Origin of the sequence: Corynebacterium sp. USCH3, from assembly GCF_037619475.1 — a bacterium.
Taxonomy (GTDB): Bacteria; Actinomycetota; Actinomycetes; order Mycobacteriales; family Mycobacteriaceae; genus Corynebacterium.
Window position 1 is genome coordinate 441865 of sequence record NZ_JAQPZT010000001.1, and the last position, 17284, is coordinate 459148.

Below are 17284 nucleotides of genomic sequence, written 5' to 3' on the forward strand. Positions count from 1 at the left end.
AACGGGTATGTCGATTCTTGAAAAGATATCGTCACCGACGGACCTCCGGACGCTGACACCGGGACAACTGGAGACTCTCGCCGGGGAGATCCGGGAATTCCTCATCGAGAAGGTCTCGGCGACCGGGGGGCACCTCGGTCCGAATCTCGGTGTGGTGGAACTGAGCATCGCGCTGCACCGCGTGTTCGACTCGCCGGTGGACCCGATCATCTTCGACACCGGACACCAGTCCTACGTCCACAAGATCCTCACCGGCCGACGGAACCTGTTCGACACATTGCGGCAGCGCGACGGGCTGTCCGGCTACCCGGACCGGGCGGAGAGTCCCCATGACTGGACCGAGTCCTCCCATGCGTCGGCGTCGCTGTCGTACGCCGACGGTCTGGCCAAGGCGTTCGAGCTGACCGGCCAGAACGACCGTCGGGTCGCCGCGGTCATCGGTGACGGCGCGCTCACCGGGGGGATGGCCTGGGAGGCCCTCAACAATATCGCCGAGGGCAAGGACCGTCCCTTGACCGTGATCGTCAACGACAACGGCCGGTCGTATTCACCGACGATCGGTGGACTGGCCCACAGCCTCGCCGGGATGCGGATGCAGCCGGCCTACGACAAGGTCATGGAACAGGGGAAGAACTCCCTGGGGCGGCTCGGTGCGGTCGGTGAACACGCCTTCAAGCTGCTGCACAGCTTCAAGGAGGGCGTCAAGCACGCCGTCATCCCGCAGGAGCTGTTCAGCAATCTCGGCCTGAAGTACGTCGGACCGGTGGACGGCCACGACCTGCGGGCGGTGGAGGCCGCGTTGACCTACGCCCGCGACTACGGCGGACCGATCATCGTGCACATCGTCACCAAGAAGGGCAACGGGTACGCGCCGGCGGAGAACGACGAAGCCGACCAGATGCACTCCACCGGCATCATCGACCCGGTCACGGGCCGGGCGGTCCAGGTCAGTGCCCGTGGCTGGACGGACGTCTTCGCGGACGAGCTCATCGAGATCGGACGCCGGCGCGAGGACGTCGTCGCCATCACCGCCGCCATGGCCGGGCCCACCGGGCTGGCGAGGTTCGCCGAGGTGTTCCCACGACGCACATTCGACGTCGGTATCGCCGAACAGCACGCGGTGACCTCCGCGGCAGGGCTCGCACTCGGCGGCCTGCACCCGGTCGTCGCGGTGTACTCCACCTTCCTCAACCGTGCCTTCGACCAACTGCTCATGGATGTGGCGCTGCTGCACCTGCCGGTGACGTTCGTCCTCGACCGCGCCGGGATCACGGGGTCGGACGGGGCGAGCCACAACGGGATGTGGGACATGTCGATCACCGGCATCGTCCCCGGTATCCGGGTCGCGGCGCCGCGCGACGGCACCCGGCTCGTCGACGCGCTCGACCGGGCGGTGGAGGTCACCGACGGCCCGTCGGTGGTGCGGTTCCCCAAGGGAGCGGTGCCCCAGGACGTCCCGGCCGTGGTCTCGGAAGCTGACTATGATGTGCTCTGCGCCCCCGACGACGGGGCGACGGTACCGTCCACGTCGTCGGACTCGCTGCGGGTCCTGGTCGTCAACTACGGGCCGCTGACCGCCCAGTCCGTCGCGGCGGCTGAGGCGTTGACCGGTGACGGGCACGTGGTGACCGTGATTGACCCGGTCTGGGTGACCCCGGTCGCGGCGTCGGTGGTGGACCTGGTCCGTGACTGTGACATGGTCGTCACCGTGGAGGACAACGGCGTGCACGGGGGAGCAGGTCAGATGCTCGCCCGCGCGGTCTCGGAGTCCTCGGTGTCGACTCCGCTGCGCTACCTCGGGATCGACCAGCGCTTCCTGTCCCACGGATCCCGGTCGGAGGTGCTCGCCGAGGTGGGCCTCGACGTCACTGCCGTCGCGGAGCAGGTGCGCGTGTGGGCGGCGGACGAGGTCCGGCGGCGCGCGGCGGTGTCCGACCTCAGCTGACGCTCTCCGCCACCACAGGCAGGAAAGCATCGATGAGCAGGCCCGTCTGCCACCGACGGCACCGGCAGGCCTCCAACGCGTGTCCGAGGACGCCTTCGAGATCGCCGACCGGGTCCGCTGTGTCCGCTGCCTGCCAGGCGGGGAGACTCCGGTCGTCGCCACGCAGGGCGCAGGACACGTCCCAGGCCACCGAGCGCAGTGAACTGACGGTCAACAGGTCCTCCGACCTGATGCCGGTGTCGGTGGAGACCGTGGCGAGTGCGTGGCGGAAGCCGTCCGCCAGACGGTACGCCAGCGGATGGTCGCGTTCCCAGGTCCGGTGGTCGGGGCGCCCGCCCGTGGATGAGGGGCGGGCAGGCAACGAGGAGGGGGCGGCGTCGAGTGCCTCGCGCACGGCGGCCGAGAAGGCGGTGGTCAGTTCGCGGGCGAGCCTCGGCCCGCGGGTGGACCGGGCCAACCGGGACGCTCCGGAGACCTCTCCGGCCACCTGCCGGTCCGCCCGGGACGGCTGTCGGGCGAGGTCGAGGATCGACGACCCGCGCAGGACGTGCTCCGGAGGGACGTCGCGCGTCCTCGCCAGCGACGACCGGGTGTCTATGAGGCGGCGCACGATCTCGAGCCCGCGGGGGTCACGGACGTGTCCGAGCCCACGGAGTTTGCGCCAGTCCGGTTCCGGCACGGGGAACGACCACGTCTCCCGGACATGGGCGCATTCCTGCCGGTACCAGTCGGTGCGGCCGAGGTGCTCGAGCCGGCTGGCGGCGACGTCGTGCAACTCGATCAGCAGTTCGACGTCAAGGGCGGCGTAGGTGAGCATGGCGTCCGGGATCGGTCGGGCCGACCAGTCCTCACGACCCTTGTCCTTGGCGACGGTGACCCCGAGCAACTCCTCCATCATGCCGGCCAGGCCGATCTGGCCGTAGCCCAGCAGCCTCCCGGCGATCTGGGTGTCGTGAAGTTCCGGGGTACGCCACCCCAGTGAGGTCAGTGCGGGCAGGTCGCTGTGGGCGGCGTGCAGGATCCAGGGGGTGGCGTCCATCACCGGGGCGAGGAGTTCGCCGGCCGCGGGGACCGCGGCCGGGTCGATCAGGTGGGTCCCCGATCCTTCCCGACGCACCTGGACGAGGAACGCGCGGTCGTTGAACCGGAACCCGGAGGCACGTTCGGTGTCCACGGCCAGTGGACCCTGTCCGTGGGCGAGGGCCTCGGCGGCCGCCTGCACCGAGTCCAGGGTGTCGGACAGGGCGGGCACGCCGCCGCGGGGGGAGGAGAGGTGTTCAGCCACAGCAGTCAGCCTACCGCCCGCTGATGGAGGTCACCCCTTCGGGAGGAAGACCGGCGACGTTGGCCAGGACCGTCGCGAAGGCGGTGACATGGCCCGACAGGTCGGGACCGTCCGCGGTCCAGGAGGCGCGCATCTCGATCTGGAAGGCATTGGCCGGCCCACCGATGTCGCCGAAACGGCTGGATGCGGTGGCGGTCACCGTCCCGCCGAGGTCACTGAAGGAGGTGCCGTGGAGTCCCTCGGTCAACCAGTCCCACGCCACCTCGGGGAGCATCGGGTCCTCGGCCACCGCCGAGTCCAGGTCGGCCTGGATGTAGGCGACGAGCTTCATCATCCCGGGACCTTCCGAGCCTTTCGGGTCGTGCAGCAGGATCAACCTGCCGAAGGCGTCACCGTCGGAGTCTGTGGGCACGGCGGCTTCCCCACCGTCGTGCCCGAACACCCCGGTCGTGCCGGGCCCGTCGGGACCGCCGGGTAATCGGTCGACCTCCAGCCCGATGGCGTGGCTGTAGGGGGCGAGTTTCCGCGGCGGACGGATGTCAGTCACTGTGATACCACTGCGGACCGGCGCAGCGTGCATGGAGGTGACCGCCTCCCGGAACGGGCCGGGGACAGCCTCCGCGGCATCGACCGTCGCGGCCTCACCCGGTGTACCTGTCGTCTCTGAATCAACGCTCACAGAGGTCAACATAACCGCCGCTGCCCCCGATGCGGTGCAGGCGCGCCGTCGTTGTCCTGGTTCGGCGGGGAACTGGCATAATCTGGAGACATGGTTGACCACAATTCGTCCCCGGTCGGCGTCGCCGATCTCCGTCCGACCGACGAGGCGATCGCCGCGGCGCGGTCTGCGCGTCGTGCGTCCCCGGACGCCCCCCTGCTTGCTGCGGTCCGGGGGGAGGCTCCCTCCCGTCGCCCGGTGTGGATGATGCGCCAGGCCGGGCGTTCCCTTCCGGAGTACCGCGAGATCCGCAAGGAGATCGGGATGCTCGACTCCTGTTTCCACCCGGAACTGCTCGCGGAAATCACCCTGCAGCCGGTGCGTCGTCACGACGCAGACGCGGCCATCCTCTTCTCGGACATCGTCGTCCCGCTCAAGGCTGCCGGTGTGGGCGTCGACATCGTCGCCGGACGCGGGCCGGTGCTCGAGACGCCGGTACGGACCCCGGAGGCGGTGGACGCCCTGCCGGTGGTCGACGCCTCCCAGCTCGAGGCCGTGGTCGAGGGGATCGGCGGTATCCTCGGAGAGTTGCGCGACGACCAGGTCCTCATCGGTTTCGCCGGTGCGCCGTTCACTCTCGCGTCGTACCTGATCGAAGGCGGGCCCTCGAAGAACCACGGGATCACCAAGGCGATGATGTACTCGCAGCCGCAGCTGTGGCATGCGCTGATGGAGAAGTTGACGCCGACGGTCGTCCGTTTCCTGCAGGTGCAGATTGAGGCGGGGGCCGACGCCGTCCAGCTCTTCGACTCGTGGGCGGGGTTCCTCAGTCTGCGTGACTACCGTGAGTTCGTCGCACCGTATTCCCACCGGATCATCGAGGCGGTGCGTCCGTACGGGGTGCCGGTGATCCATTTCGGGGTGAACACCGGTGAACTGCTGGGTGAGATGGCCGCCGTCGGCCCGGACGTGATCGGCGTCGACTGGAAGACACCACTGGACGTCGCCGCCGGGCGTGTCACCGCGTCATTGGCGGAGGCCCACGCCTCCGGAGACGCGAGGGTGCCCGCCGACCGTCTGATCCGTGCCGTCCAGGGCAATCTGGATCCGGCGATCCTCCTCGCCGGCCCGGAGGTGATCCGTGACCAGGTTCGCCGGGTCAGCAGGGAGGCCGACCGTGCCGTGGCGGAGGGGAACGCCCGGGGGCACATCTTCAACCTCGGCCACGGTGTGCTCCCCGAGACGGAGCCTGATGCGATCACCCGGGCATTCGCGGAGGTGCACGGGCAGTGACGGATAGCAGGACGGATAACAGTACGGATAACAGTACGGAACATGCCGCGGCGTCCGGCCCGCGCGTCGCCGTCATCGGCGGCGGAATCTCCGGGCTCTTCGCCGCCTGGGAGCTGCGGCGCCGGCTCGGCCCCGGGGCACGGATACTCGTTCTCGAGGCATACGGCAGACTCGGCGGCAAACTGAAGACCGTCGACTTCTCCACCGGTCCATTGGACATGGGTGCCGAGGCCTTCCTGACCCGGCACACCGGGATGGCGCAGCTGGTCGCTGACCTGGGACTCGAGGATGAACTCAGGGTGCCCTCGGGTGCCCGCAGCGCCTTCCTCGTCGACGGCGTGCTCGTGGACATCCCGTCGGCGACGGTCATGGGCATCCCGGCGAGAGGTGCCGATGTCGCCGGGGTACTCAGTGCCGGGGCGCAGGCGTCCGTCGACGGCGAGCGCGGCCGTGCCGCGCTTCCGTGGGTGGTGGGGGATGACGTCAACGTCGGGGAACTGGTCCGCCGCAGGTACGGCGACGAGGTCGTCGACCGGCTGGTGTCCCCGATGCTCGGTGGGGTGTACTCCTGTGGGGCGGATGACCTGGGACTACGTGCGACCGTCCCGCAGATCGCCGCGGCGATGGACGATCTCGCCGCGCGGGGGGAGGACGTCCACCTGTCGACCGCGGTCGCCGACGTCCTCGCGTCGCGGACATCGGGCTCGGGCAGGGCGCCCGGACCGGTGTTCAATTCCCTGGCCTCGGGCTACCGCACGCTGGTCAACCGGCTGGCTGAGGCATCGGGGGCGGACATCCACGTCAACACACAGGTCGAGGAGATCGGCCGTTACAACGGGCGGATCTACCTCGAGCCGGTCGGTACCGTGGACGCTGTCGTCGTGGCGACACCGGCCCCGACCGCCTCGGTCCTGCTGGAGGACATGATCCCGGATGCCGCGGACATCCTCGGGGGAGTCGATCTGGCGAGTTCCGCGGTCGTGGGCATGCACTACGCCGGAGACGTGGATCTCCCGGAGCGCTCCGGGATCCTCATCGGTGCGGACGGACCGACCCGTGCCAAGGCCTTCACGTTCTCGTCCCGCAAGTGGCCGCACCTCAGCGGGCCGGACGGAGAGAAGGGCGGATTCGTGCGGGCCAGTTTCGGGACGTTCCGGGACGGCAGCCTCCTCGACGCCGACGATCAGACACTCGTGGACTACGCGGTCGAGGACCTCGCCCGCGTCGCCGGGGTCTCCGGCCGCCCCACCGAGACCTTCGTCCAGCGGTGGTGGGGCGGTCTGCCGGTGTACGGCGTCGGACATACCGAACTCATGGGGCTGGCGGAAGCGGCGGTCGCTGACGTGCCCCGCATCGCTGTCGCCGGTGCCTACCTGCGGGGTGTGGGTGTGCCCGCCTGTGCCGACGCCGGGCGGGCCGCGGCGCGGAAGATCGCCGACGAACTCTGACGCCCCCCCCGACGCACACCCGGGGCCGCAGCTCGGCCCCTTGGATCAGAACCAACAACTCAACGACACAGGACAGGCGGTTTCAGCTACCATGGCGAAGCTTGATTTCAGGGAGCTCAACGAGAAGCTCCAGTACACGATGTGGTCGGTGTTCACGGTGCGTAACGGTGAACTCCCGGAGGACGCTGACGCGCGCGCCGCGGTCGCCGCGGACATGGAGTCCTTCCTCGCCTCGTTCGATGACGAGGAACTCACGGTGCGCGGCGTCTACGACCTGACCGGACAGCGTGCCGAGGCGGACATCATGATCTGGTGGCACGCCGAGAAGTTCGAGGATCTGCAGCGCGCGTACCGGCGCTTCCTGCGTGAGACCACACTCGGGCGCGCGTGCGACGGATACTGGTCGAATTCTGCCCTGCACCGGCCGGCGGAGTTCAACAAGTCGCATCTGCCGTCGTTCATCATGGGTGAGGATCCGGGCGACTGGATCGCGGTCTACCCCTTCGTCCGGTCGTACGAGTGGTACCTTCTGCCGGACAAGGAACGACGCACCATCCTCGCCGAGCACGGCATGGCCGCACGCGGCTATGACGAAGTCAGGGCGAACACGGTGCCGGCGTTCGCCCTGGGTGACTATGAATGGATCCTGGCGTTCGAAAGCCCGACGTTGGACCGGATCGTCGACCTGATGTACAAGATGCGTTACACCGAAGCCCGGCGCCATGTGCGCGAAGAGGTCCCGTTCTTCACGGGACGGCGGGTCAACGGTGGTTCCGGGGACCTGGCCACTTTCATCGCCGAACTGCCGTGACCGCCCGGCTGCAGGTCAGTTCTCCTGCAGCCGCAGTGCGATGCCGTTGATGCAGTACCGTAGATCGGTGGGGGTGTCGTACCCCTCGCCGGCGAAGACGTGGCCGAGGTGACCCCCGCAGGTGGCACAGACGACCTCTGTCCGCCTGGTCCCCAGGGAGTCGTCGACGCGCGTCTCCACCGCATCTGAATCCGCCGGGTCGAAGAAGGACGGCCACCCGCAGTGGGAGTGGAACTTCTCGGTGGACCGGAAGAGTTCCGTTCCGCAGCCGCGGCACAGGTAGACACCGTCGGTCTCGGCGTCGGTGTACTCGCTGGTGTAGGGCCGTTCGGTGGCGGAGTTGCGGAGAACCTGGAACTCGTCGGGGGAGAGGCGCTCACGCCACTGTGCGTCGCTGAGCGCGGAGAAGTCCTCCAGGGGACGGATGTCGGGGCGATTCTCAGTCATCGCTGTTACCTCTGTTCCGGTTGGTGTTCCTGGGTTGTGCCGGGTGCCGTCGTGTCGGACTCCGCCACGGCGGGCGTCGTTGCGGCGGCACCACCGCGGTCGCGTCTGCGCCAGTCGGTGATGAGCCAGACGACGACGGACGTCGCCGCGGTGAGGATGATCACGCCCCAGCCGACGGTCCCGCGGGTGTACTCGACGATACGCCCCGGCCACTCCCACCGGTCGGAGTACCAGGAGTCGCCGGCCATGCACCAGTAGACGCCGATCCAGATGACCGGATTGTGCATCACGGACAGCCGGCAGAAGACCGTGAAGATCATGGGCAGCAGCATCATGGAGTAGTACATCTGCCCCAGCGAGCTGACCAGGAACACTCCGGTCATCAGGATGCCCGTGGTGGTGGAGGCCCACATCATCGGATCGGAGTCACGCCAGCGCACGAGGCCGAGGACGGCGACGGCCACGCCCAGGGAGAACAGCCCACGCAGCACCAGGACGAACCAGTCGTCCATGCCGAAGTAGACTCCGACACCTGACAGGGAGGAGTTCGCGTAGTCCCGGACCTCCCCGAGGTAGGGCATGAGTTTACTGACGTAGTCGGAGGGGCGGGTCATCAACGGCCAGGCGATGAGGTTGAAGATCACCGGTACCGCGAGCCCGGAGACAATCGCCCACCACTGGCGCTTGACCAGGGGGAGGAACAGCAGCACGGCAAACTGCGGTTTGACGGTGATGGCGAGGCCCAGGACGACACCCGCGAGGACGGTGGCCGTCGTGCTGCGGCTCGCGGACCCCGGGCCGAGCCGGCGTGAGAGATCGCCGGAACCGACGAGCAGACACCAGAGGAAGACGACCTCGACCAGCAGCAGGATCCCGTTGACGTTCGAGAAGAGAAGCGTGTTGGTGACGGACTCGGTGCCGAAGACCACCAGCGCCGCGACCGGGAGGACCGGTCCGGACAGCGGACGTCGGGCCATCTTCGTCAGGACGGCCAGGGCCAGGAACACCGCGACACCGTTGGCGAGGATGAACAGGATCCGGCCCACGTCCCACGACGGCAGCAGCGCCAGGGGACTGAGCAGAAGTGTTCCGCCGGGGGAGTAGAGGTAGTGGGGGTCGACGAAGTGGTAGTTCTCGTCGTAGACCGGAACGCCGTCGAGGAAGCGGTGCAGGGCATCCCAGACGGTGGTGAAATCGTCGGTCGGGTGATCGTTCTGGGGATTGAGGAACACCCGGTGAAGAATGGTGAAGACGGCCAACGGCCAGGCGGCCGCCGTCAATGCGCCGGCGGGAGTGCGAAAGTATCCCTGCCGCCAACCGGTGTGCTGGTGGCTGGTGTTCCCGGGGCGTCCAGTGCCGGCCGGGGCGTCGGCTGAGGTCCTCTGTGCAGTCACCGTGCGGATTTTACATGTGTGCAGTGCTGATTCCGGGGAGCGCCACGCCTCGGCCGGTTGCCCGGGGAGGCCGTGCGGCGACGGTGTCTTTGGTCGAACGACACCTGAGGGCCCGTCGACCATCCGGTCGACGGGCCCTCAGTGGTGGAGCGGATGACGAGACTCGAACTCGCGACCCTAACCTTGGCAAGGTTATGCGCTACCAACTGCGCTACATCCGCATTATCTGACAATCTAACAGAGAAGCAGTCCCGTGAAGAACTGTTCGTGCGCGATACTGGGATCGAACCAGTGACCTCTTCCGTGTCAGGGAAGCGCTCTCCCGCTGAGCTAAACGCGCGTGGTGCGAGGTGGAAACGGGAATCGAACCCGTGTACACGGTTTTGCAGACCGTTGCCTAAGCCACTCAGCCATTCCACCGTGGCGTCGCCGCCTCGTGCCGGATCTCGACCCTACCGGCTGGAGGCCGGAAGGAGAAATGAGAACCTGAGCGGATGACGAGACTCGAACTCGCGACCCTAACCTTGGCAAGGTTATGCGCTACCAACTGCGCTACATCCGCAAGCACCGTGTAGTACCGGTGCGACCCAGAACTCTATAGGTTTCCGCTTCCTGGCACAAACAGCCAGGTAGCTGACCGATTCACCGTCATAAGGCAGCGCGGGGAACTTCACCGGTGTGATTCGGCGGCGTCGCTCCGTCGCGTTGCTCGGGTGCGTTCGGCGGTGGCGTCGGCCAGAGCTGTTGTGGGGGAGCTGTCGTGACGCGGGAACGCTCCACGATGCGGCACCAGCTGTCCCGTGCCGTCCCGGATGTCGTCCCGGATGTCTGGGAGTCGGCGCACGTGACGTGCAGGTTTGTGCCCGGGGGGTGACGGGGTGATAGATTACGTCTCGTTCCACAGAGGTCCCATGGCTCAGTGGAAGAGCGTTCCGTTCACACCGGAAAGGTCGCTGGTTCGATCCCAGCTGGGACCACACTTCACGCCCCGACGGGCAGTGCCTCGGCACTGTCGGCCGGGGCGTTCCGTATTGTGCCGTCGAACAGTGCACGGTCGGCCTCTATGTCGGGGGTGGCGCGGCGCCGGAGGAAAGGTGATCGGGTCCTCAGTGGCGTTAGGGTGGGGGCAACGTCTGCAGTTACGTCGTCGCAGGTGTCAGCCAAGCGAAAGGATCGTGAATGAAACGCCCGTCGTTCCGTCGTCCCCCCCGGTCAGTCTCCTCGGTGAGACCTGGCGGCACACGTCTGTGTGTGTGCGTGGTGGCCTCGGCGTTCGCCCTGGCCACGGCGCCGGTGATTGTCGGCGGAGGGCCGACGTTCGGTCTCCCGGAGGCCTCCGCCCATGATGCGATGGTGGGGGCAACGCCGGAGCAGGACAGCACGGTGACCGAGGCCCCGCAGAGCATCGAGCTCGAGTTCTCCGGCATCCCCCGGGATGAATTCAACACCGTCGCACTGTCGCAGGACGGGGAGGTTCTGCTCACCGAGGAGCCGACGGTCGACGGCCACATGCTCACGGTGGACGTGCCCGCCGATCTTTCCCTGGACGACGGTGAGTACACCGTGGGCTACCAGATCACCTCGTCGGACGGACACGCCACCCGGGGCAGCTACACCTTCACACTCAGCGCGGACGGTCCCGCCACGACCGACGCGGGCGGCTCCCCAGACACTGCAGATACCGCAGACACCGCCGACAGTGGGTCGGCGATGCCGTCCTGGGCGGGCCCTGCACTCAGTATCGCCGGAGTGATCGTCGTTCTCGGTGCGCTCGTTGTCGCTGTCGCCCGCTTCCGTGCGATGTCGTCCAGGGAACCGGACGCCGACGACGGCCGCGCGGGCGGCGACAGGTCCTCCTGAATCTCCGTGTCGCCCGGGTGGTGGGCGGACGCGCGACGGCAGGTAAGGTAGTGCTCGACTTCTGACTGTCACCAGGTATGTGACCGTCATCATCTGCCGTGTAAGGAGCACACCACCCGTGAGTGAATCAGCACTGGGCGCCGCACAGGACGCCGCCGTGAAGGCACCTGTGACCTTCATCGTCCCCGCCGGAGAATCGGCGGGGGCGGCCATGCGTCCGTTGGATCTGCCGAACAAGGGGACCGACGCCGTCGTCTGCGTCAAGGACACCGAGGGTTCCCTGCGGGACCTGGCATTTGTTCCGGAGACCGACACCGAGGTGACCGCTGTCGCGGCCAACACCGACGACGGCCGTGCCGTGATCCGGCACTCGTGTGCCCACGTCCTCGCCCAGGCGGTCCAGAAGGAGTTCCCCGGGACCAGGCTCGGCATCGGCCCCGCCATCGAGAACGGCTTCTACTACGATTTCCAGGTCGACGAGCCTTTCACGCCCGAGGACCTCAAGACGCTCGAGAAGCGGATGAAGAAGATCATCAAGTCCGGGCAGCGTTTCGAGCGACGTGTCTACGACTCGGCCGACGCCGCGGCCGAGGAGCTTGCCGCTGAACCGTTCAAGCTGGAGCTCATCCAGGACAAGGGCAATGTCGATCCGGCCTCCGATGAGGCCACGGAGGTCGGTTCCGGCGAACTGACCGCGTATGACAATGTCAACCCCCGCACCAGTGAGATCGAATGGTCCGACCTGTGCCGGGGACCGCACATTCCGACGACCCGTTACATCCCTGCGTTCGCCCTGACCCGGTCCTCTGCAGCCTACTGGCGCGGTGACCAGTCACGGGAGGACCTGCAGCGTATTTACGGCACCGCCTGGGAGTCCAAGGAGGCACTCGACGAGTACCAGCACATGCTCGCTGAGGCGGAGAAGCGTGACCACCGTCGACTCGGGCAGGAACTCGACCTGTTCAGCTTCCCGGACGACCTCGGCTCAGGTCTCCCGGTCTTCCACCCGGACGGTGGCATCGTCCGCCTGGAGATGGAGGAGCATTCCCGGCGTCGGCACATCGAGGCCGGTTACTCCTTCGTCAATACCCCCCACATCACCAAGGGCGACCTGTACGAGCGGTCCGGTCACCTCGGGTTCTACAAGGACGCGATGTTCCCGCCGATGCAGGCCGACGGTGAGTGGGACGAGGACGGTCACTGCACCAAGCAGCCGCAGGACTACTACCTCAAGCCGATGAACTGCCCGATGCACAACCTGGTCTTCGATTCCCGCGGCCGGTCGTACCGCGAGTTGCCGCTGCGGTTGTTCGAGTTCGGCACGGTCTACCGCTACGAGAAGTCCGGGGTGATCCAGGGGCTCACCCGCGCCCGTGGTTTCACCCAGGATGACGCACACATCTACTGCACCGAGGATCAGCTTGAGGAAGAGCTGACCTCTGTCATCGAGTTCGTCATCTCGTTGCTGCGTGACTACGGTCTCGATGACTTCTACCTGGAGTTGTCGACCCGTGACCCGAAGAAGTCCGTCGGTTCCGACGAGATCTGGGAGCGGTCCACCGAGACCCTGCAGCGGGTGGCGACGCGCTCGGGTCTGGACCTCGTCCCCGACCCCGAGGGTGCGGCGTTCTACGGTCCGAAGATCTCGGTGCAGGCCCGGGACGCGATCGGCCGGACCTGGCAGATGTCGACCGTCCAGCTCGACTTCAACATGCCGGAGCGTTTCAACCTCGAGTACACCGCCTCCGACGGCACCAAGAAGCAGCCGATCATGGTGCACCGCGCACTGTTCGGCTCCATCGAGCGGTTCTTCGGCGTGCTGCTGGAGCACTACGCGGGGGCTTTCCCGGCGTGGCTGGCGCCGCACCAGGTCACCGGCATTCCTGTGGCTGACGAGTTCGTCGGCTACCTGGAGGACATCGCCGCTGACCTGCGAGGTCAGGGAATCCGCGCGACGGTGGACACCTCCGACGACCGGATGCAGAAGAAGATCCGCAACCACACCACCGGCAAGGTTCCGTTCATGCTCCTGGCCGGTGGCCGTGACGTCGAAGCCGACGCAGTGAGTTTCCGCTTCCTCGACGGAACACAGGTCAACGGCGTGCCCCGGGACAAGGCGGTGCGCATCATCACCGACTGGATCCGCGGACGTCGCAATGAGCAGCCGAGCGGGGAGAACATTGGCGAACTCAGCTGACGCACTTGACCGGCTGTGGGCTCCGTACCGCTCGGCGTACCTCGGTGAACAGGGGAACGGCGGGAACAGCGCGTCCGTGGACCCCGACGACCCGTTCATCGGGTTGCCGGCCAAGTCCGACGAGGACGGTCTGATTGTCGCGCGTGGGGATGATGTCTTCTGCATCCTGAACCTCTACCCCTACAACCCCGGGCACATGATGGTGCTGCCGTACCGTAAGGTGGCGTCCTATGAGGACCTGTCGGACGCGGAGACCAGCGAACTCGCGCTGTTCACGAAGAAGGCGGTCCGTGTCCTCCGCGAGGTGTCGGCACCTGACGCCCTGAACATCGGGATGAACCTCGGACGCGCCTCCGGGGGTTCGGTTCCGGAGCACCTTCACCAGCACATCGTGCCGAGGTGGCAGGGGGACACGAGTTTCATGACCGTTCTGTCGGGCTCCAAGGTGCTCATCCAGGTGCTGGGGGAGACCCGTGAGCTTCTCGCCACGGCGTGGCAACAGCTCGACTGATCCGGAACTGAGAGAATACCGGCGACGATGAAGTCAGAAAGCACGGCAAGGAGACCTGAGACATGTTGAGCGTTCGTGGACGCCGACCGGCGGCGGTAGTCATCGAGCCGATCGCCCGACGGCTGGTCAACTGGGGTGTGTCCCCCAACGCGGTGACGGTGACCTCCACCGCCGTCGCGGTTGTCCTGGCGGTCGGGCTGATCCCCACCGGGCATCATTTCCTCGCCGGCATCCTCCTGGGCATCACCGTGGCGACCGACATGATCGACGGCACGATGGCGCGCATGCTCGGTGGCGGGACACGGTTCGGCGCGACCCTGGACGCCACCTGCGACCGCATCACCGACGGCGTCCTCTTCGGGGCCATCGCGTGGTGGATGGCCTTCCAGCATGACCACGAGCCGTACAAGGGACTGTTCGCCGCCGCGCTGGTGATCATGATCGCCAGTCAGGTGACCTCCTATGTCAAGGCGCGTGCCGAGGCGTCGCAGATCAAGGTCGACGGAGGGCTGATCGAACGGCCCGAGAGGCTGATCATCGGTCTGGTCTCCCTGGGTCTGTCGGGACTCGGCGTGCCCTACATCCTGGGCGCAGGTCTCATCCTGCTTGCCGTCGGGTCGGTGTACACCGTCTTCGAGCGGTTGGTGATCGTCTCCCGGTCGGACGCCGCCTCCGAACGAATCGCACCGCCCACGGGGGCGAAGACCTTCGACGACGCGGATGCCGTCGATGCCGCCGATGCCGCCGACAGTGAGGAGAGCAGGACCCATGAGTGACGCAGGCACCTTCGCCGAACGCCTCAGCGCCTTCGGCTACCGCACCGGTTGGGCGCTGACACGGCGGCTGCCTGAGCCGGTCGCCGACCGACTGTTCACCTGGGTGGCTGACCGGGTGTCACACGACGGTCGTGGCCCGGAGCAGTTGCGCGCCAACCTCGGGCGGGTGGTCGGCGACAGCAACGTCACCCGGGAACTCGTCCGCGACGCGATGCGTTCCTACATGCGCTACTGGCGCGAAGCGTTCCAACTCCCCGGAATGGCCGGCCCGGAGCTGGCCGCACGGATCCACGAGGGGTTCGATGCCGAGGACGTCGCCCGTCTCGATGCGGCGATCGAGCGGGGACAGGGTGTCGTTCTGAGTCTTCCCCATTCCGGCAACTGGGACATGGCCGGCGTATGGCTTGTCGACCACTTCGGTCAGTTCGCCACGGTGGCGGAACGCCTCAAACCCGAGAGCCTGTTCGAGGCCTTCGTCGACTACCGTGAATCGCTGGGATTCGAGGTGCTGGCGCTGTCAGGAGGTGAAGCACCGCCGTTCGACCGGTTGCGGGACGTCCTCGCCGGCGGCGGAATCGTGTGCCTGCTGGGGGAGCGGGACCTGTCCGGCCGGGGCGTGGAGGTGTCGTTCTTCGGCGAACGTACGTCGATGCCTGCCGGGGCCGCACGCCTGGCACAGGAGACCGGTGCCAGTCTCATGGTGTACCACTCCTCGTTCGTCGACGGCGGATGGCGGTCCAGCTTCAGTGAGGAACTGGACACGGGCGTCCCCTTGGCCGCCGTCGTCCAGCAGCAGGCAGACATCTACGCGCGGAACATCTCGGCCGCGCCGGTGGACTGGCACATGCTCCAGCCGCTGTGGTTCTCCGACCTGTCCAGCTCCCGACGTCGGCGACTGGGCATCGACGACGACCCCACGGAGCAGGGGGCGGACTCCTGATGAAGATCGGAATGGTGTGCCCCTACTCCTTCGATGAACCCGGCGGAGTGCAGATTCACGCCGTCGACCTGTGTACCGAGCTGATTCGTCGGGGCCATGAGGTCAGCCTCATCGGGCCGGGCGGTGACGGTGCGGAGGTGCCCGACTTCGTGGAGCTCGGCGGCAACGCCATCCCCATCCCCTACAACGGGTCGGTGGCTCGGCTGGCCTTCGGCCCTGCGACCTGGCGTCACCTCGGCGACTGGATCGACCGCCACGATTTCGATGTCGTCCACATCCATGAACCGAATTCCCCGAGCTACTCGATGATCACGCTGGCCAAGGCTGACGGCCCTATCGTGGCGACCTACCACGCGTCGGCGAGCGAGTCGCTGATTCTGCGGATCTTCCTGCCGGTGCTCAGGCCGTTCCTGGAGCGCATCCAGGGCGGGATCGCCGTCTCGGAGGAGGCACGCCGATGGCAGGTCGAGATGTTGTCCGGTGATCCTGTCCTGATCCCCAACGGCGTCGACACCGGTGCGTACCGGGGTGCCGAGCCGATGCCCACCCTGGCTCCCGGGCGGCCCCGGGTGATGTTCCTCGGGCGGTTCACCGAACCACGTAAGGGCTTCCCTCTGCTGTTGCGCGCCCTTCCCTCGATCGTCCGGGAGGTTCCGGAGGTCGAGGTGGTCGTCGTCGGCGGCGGTGACACCGCGGAACTGACGCAGTCCCTGCGCAAGGCGGGCGTCAGCTATGTCGAGGGGACGGAGGCGTCCGGGGCGACCGTCCGTATCCTCGGTCGGCTCAGCGAGGCTGACAAGGCGGCCGCACTCGCGGCGTCGGACGTGTACGTCGCACCGAACAGTGGAGGGGAGAGCTTCGGGATCGTCCTCGTGGAGGCGATGGCGGCCGGGGCCGCCGTCGTCGCGAGTGACATTCCGGCATTCGCCGCGGTCACCGACCACGGCTACGCGGGCCGGCTCTTCGCCAACGGCTCGCGTCGTGACCTGGCTCGTGCCGTCACCGAGGTCCTCCGTGACGGTGACGGCAGGGATCTGCTCGTCCAGCGCGGATACGATCGCAGCAGGGACTTCGACTGGGACCGGGTCACCACGCAGGTTGAGCGCGTCTACGACACCGTGGTCAGCGACGGACGGAAGGTACGGCGGTCATGATTCCGGTGTGGGCACTGCTCCTGGTCATCGCGCTGGCGGTTGCGGCGCTGGTCGGCCTGTGGCTGTCGTTGACGGCGTCGCGCCTCAACCGTCTCCACATCCGTACCGACGCCGCCCGGCTCAGCCTGGAAGGGGCCCTGCAGGCCCGTTCCGCCGTGGTCGCCGCGATTCGCCCGGAACTGGTGCGTTCGGCGGGCCGCACCACAGCGGTGGCGTTGAAGGCGTCCGACATGGACGCCCGGTCCGACGCGGAGAATGTCCTGTTGCGCCAGCTGCGCGACGGGGACCTCGCCAACCCTGCTTTCGTCGAGGCCTCGGTGAAGGTGGATATCGCGGCACGTTTCTACAACGACGCCGTGGGCGACACCCGCGACCTCCGCAAGAGACCTGTCGTGCGGGTCTTCCGGCTGGCCGGTTCAGCGCCTCTCCCGGCGTACTACGAGGCGATGTCGGTGGGAGACGGGACAGTGTGACCAGGCAGGGTCCACCCACTGGACCGCATTGTCTGTCCTGCCCGGTAGAATGCGCGTTGATCACCGTTAGGCTACCGAGATCACTCGAGAAT

The 17284-nt window shown here is 67.3% G+C and carries 15 protein-coding genes and 5 tRNA genes; 12 read left to right on the forward strand and 8 right to left on the reverse strand.

The window, feature by feature from the left end:
- Positions 1 to 7: 7 nt before the first annotated feature.
- A complete protein-coding gene (gene dxs, locus PQI66_RS02070) occupies positions 8 to 1945 on the forward strand; it encodes a 1-deoxy-D-xylulose-5-phosphate synthase (protein WP_339995616.1) in 1938 nt (645 codons plus the stop codon).
- Here dxs and PQI66_RS02075 read toward each other — a convergent pair.
- Entirely contained in the window at positions 1938 to 3230 is a 1293-nt protein-coding gene (locus tag PQI66_RS02075) for a ribonuclease D (protein ID WP_339995619.1), read from the reverse strand. The two genes, dxs and PQI66_RS02075, sit on opposite strands and share 8 nt — an antisense overlap.
- 10 nt (positions 3231 to 3240) lie before the next feature.
- Complete coding sequence (locus PQI66_RS02080; protein WP_445227977.1) at positions 3241 to 3921, reverse strand: DUF3000 domain-containing protein; 681 nt, start codon at positions 3919 to 3921, stop codon at positions 3241 to 3243.
- A 78-nt stretch (positions 3922 to 3999) separates the two neighbouring features.
- Here PQI66_RS02080 and hemE point away from each other — a divergent pair, with 78 nt between their 5' ends.
- The 3 genes from hemE (at position 4000) to hemQ (ending at position 7440) form a co-directional block, all read left to right on the forward strand.
- Positions 4000 to 5181: a uroporphyrinogen decarboxylase gene (hemE, locus tag PQI66_RS02085; RefSeq protein WP_339995623.1), complete on the forward strand. Its 1182-nt coding sequence runs from the start codon at positions 4000 to 4002 to the stop codon at positions 5179 to 5181.
- Positions 5178 to 6629, forward strand: a complete 1452-nt coding sequence (gene hemG / locus PQI66_RS02090; protein WP_339995625.1) for a protoporphyrinogen oxidase — start codon at positions 5178 to 5180, stop codon at positions 6627 to 6629. The genes hemE and hemG overlap by 4 nt, the downstream gene beginning before the upstream one ends.
- Before the next feature lie 91 nt (positions 6630 to 6720).
- Positions 6721 to 7440 (forward strand): hydrogen peroxide-dependent heme synthase, encoded by a 720-nt coding sequence (gene hemQ, locus PQI66_RS02095; protein ID WP_339995627.1) that lies wholly within the window; start codon positions 6721 to 6723, stop codon positions 7438 to 7440.
- 15 nt (positions 7441 to 7455) lie between these two features.
- Here hemQ and msrB read toward each other — a convergent pair whose 3' ends face one another.
- From msrB to PQI66_RS02125, 6 genes are all read right to left on the reverse strand, one after another.
- On the reverse strand, positions 7456 to 7887 hold the full coding sequence (msrB, locus tag PQI66_RS02100) for a peptide-methionine (R)-S-oxide reductase MsrB (RefSeq protein ID WP_339995628.1): 432 nt from the start codon (positions 7885 to 7887) through the stop codon (positions 7456 to 7458).
- A gap of 5 nt (positions 7888 to 7892) precedes the next feature.
- The gene (locus PQI66_RS02105) at positions 7893 to 9281 is read right to left on the reverse strand and encodes a glycosyltransferase family 87 protein (RefSeq protein WP_339995630.1); all 1389 of its coding nucleotides are present in this window, start codon (positions 9279 to 9281) and stop codon (positions 7893 to 7895) included.
- Positions 9282 to 9426: 145 nt separating this feature from the next.
- Positions 9427 to 9502, reverse strand: a tRNA-Gly gene (locus PQI66_RS02110).
- A 47-nt stretch (positions 9503 to 9549) separates the two neighbouring features.
- Positions 9550 to 9621: transfer RNA gene (locus PQI66_RS02115), tRNA-Val, on the reverse strand.
- Positions 9622 to 9629: 8 nt separating this feature from the next.
- Positions 9630 to 9701, reverse strand: a tRNA-Cys gene (locus PQI66_RS02120).
- A gap of 69 nt (positions 9702 to 9770) precedes the next feature.
- A tRNA-Gly gene (locus PQI66_RS02125) sits at positions 9771 to 9843 on the reverse strand.
- Positions 9844 to 10186: 343 nt separating this feature from the next.
- Here PQI66_RS02125 and PQI66_RS02130 point away from each other — a divergent pair.
- From PQI66_RS02130 to PQI66_RS02165, 8 genes are all read left to right on the forward strand, one after another.
- Positions 10187 to 10258: transfer RNA gene (locus tag PQI66_RS02130), tRNA-Val, on the forward strand.
- 202 nt (positions 10259 to 10460) lie between these two features.
- Positions 10461 to 11141, forward strand: coding sequence for a copper resistance CopC family protein (locus tag PQI66_RS02135; protein WP_339995632.1), 681 nt, complete (start codon positions 10461 to 10463; stop codon positions 11139 to 11141).
- Between the two features lie 118 nt (positions 11142 to 11259).
- Positions 11260 to 13338 carry a threonine--tRNA ligase gene (gene thrS, locus PQI66_RS02140; RefSeq protein WP_339995634.1) on the forward strand — a complete coding sequence of 693 codons (2079 nt, stop codon included), beginning with the start codon at positions 11260 to 11262 and terminating at the stop codon, positions 13336 to 13338.
- Positions 13298 to 13849: an HIT family protein gene (locus PQI66_RS02145; protein WP_445227978.1), complete on the forward strand. Its 552-nt coding sequence runs from the start codon at positions 13298 to 13300 to the stop codon at positions 13847 to 13849. The genes thrS and PQI66_RS02145 overlap by 41 nt, the downstream gene beginning before the upstream one ends.
- Before the next feature lie 62 nt (positions 13850 to 13911).
- Positions 13912 to 14625 carry a phosphatidylinositol phosphate synthase gene (gene pgsA, locus PQI66_RS02150; protein ID WP_339995638.1) on the forward strand — a complete coding sequence of 238 codons (714 nt, stop codon included), beginning with the start codon at positions 13912 to 13914 and terminating at the stop codon, positions 14623 to 14625.
- Positions 14618 to 15565, forward strand: coding sequence for a phosphatidylinositol mannoside acyltransferase (locus PQI66_RS02155; protein ID WP_339995640.1), 948 nt, complete (start codon positions 14618 to 14620; stop codon positions 15563 to 15565). The genes pgsA and PQI66_RS02155 overlap by 8 nt, the downstream gene beginning before the upstream one ends.
- Positions 15565 to 16719: a glycosyltransferase family 4 protein gene (locus tag PQI66_RS02160; RefSeq protein ID WP_339995642.1), complete on the forward strand. Its 1155-nt coding sequence runs from the start codon at positions 15565 to 15567 to the stop codon at positions 16717 to 16719. Before PQI66_RS02155 ends, PQI66_RS02160 begins: the two co-directional genes overlap by 1 nt.
- Positions 16716 to 17192 (forward strand): hypothetical protein, encoded by a 477-nt coding sequence (locus PQI66_RS02165; protein ID WP_339995645.1) that lies wholly within the window; start codon positions 16716 to 16718, stop codon positions 17190 to 17192. Before PQI66_RS02160 ends, PQI66_RS02165 begins: the two co-directional genes overlap by 4 nt.
- Positions 17193 to 17284 lie beyond the last annotated feature (92 nt).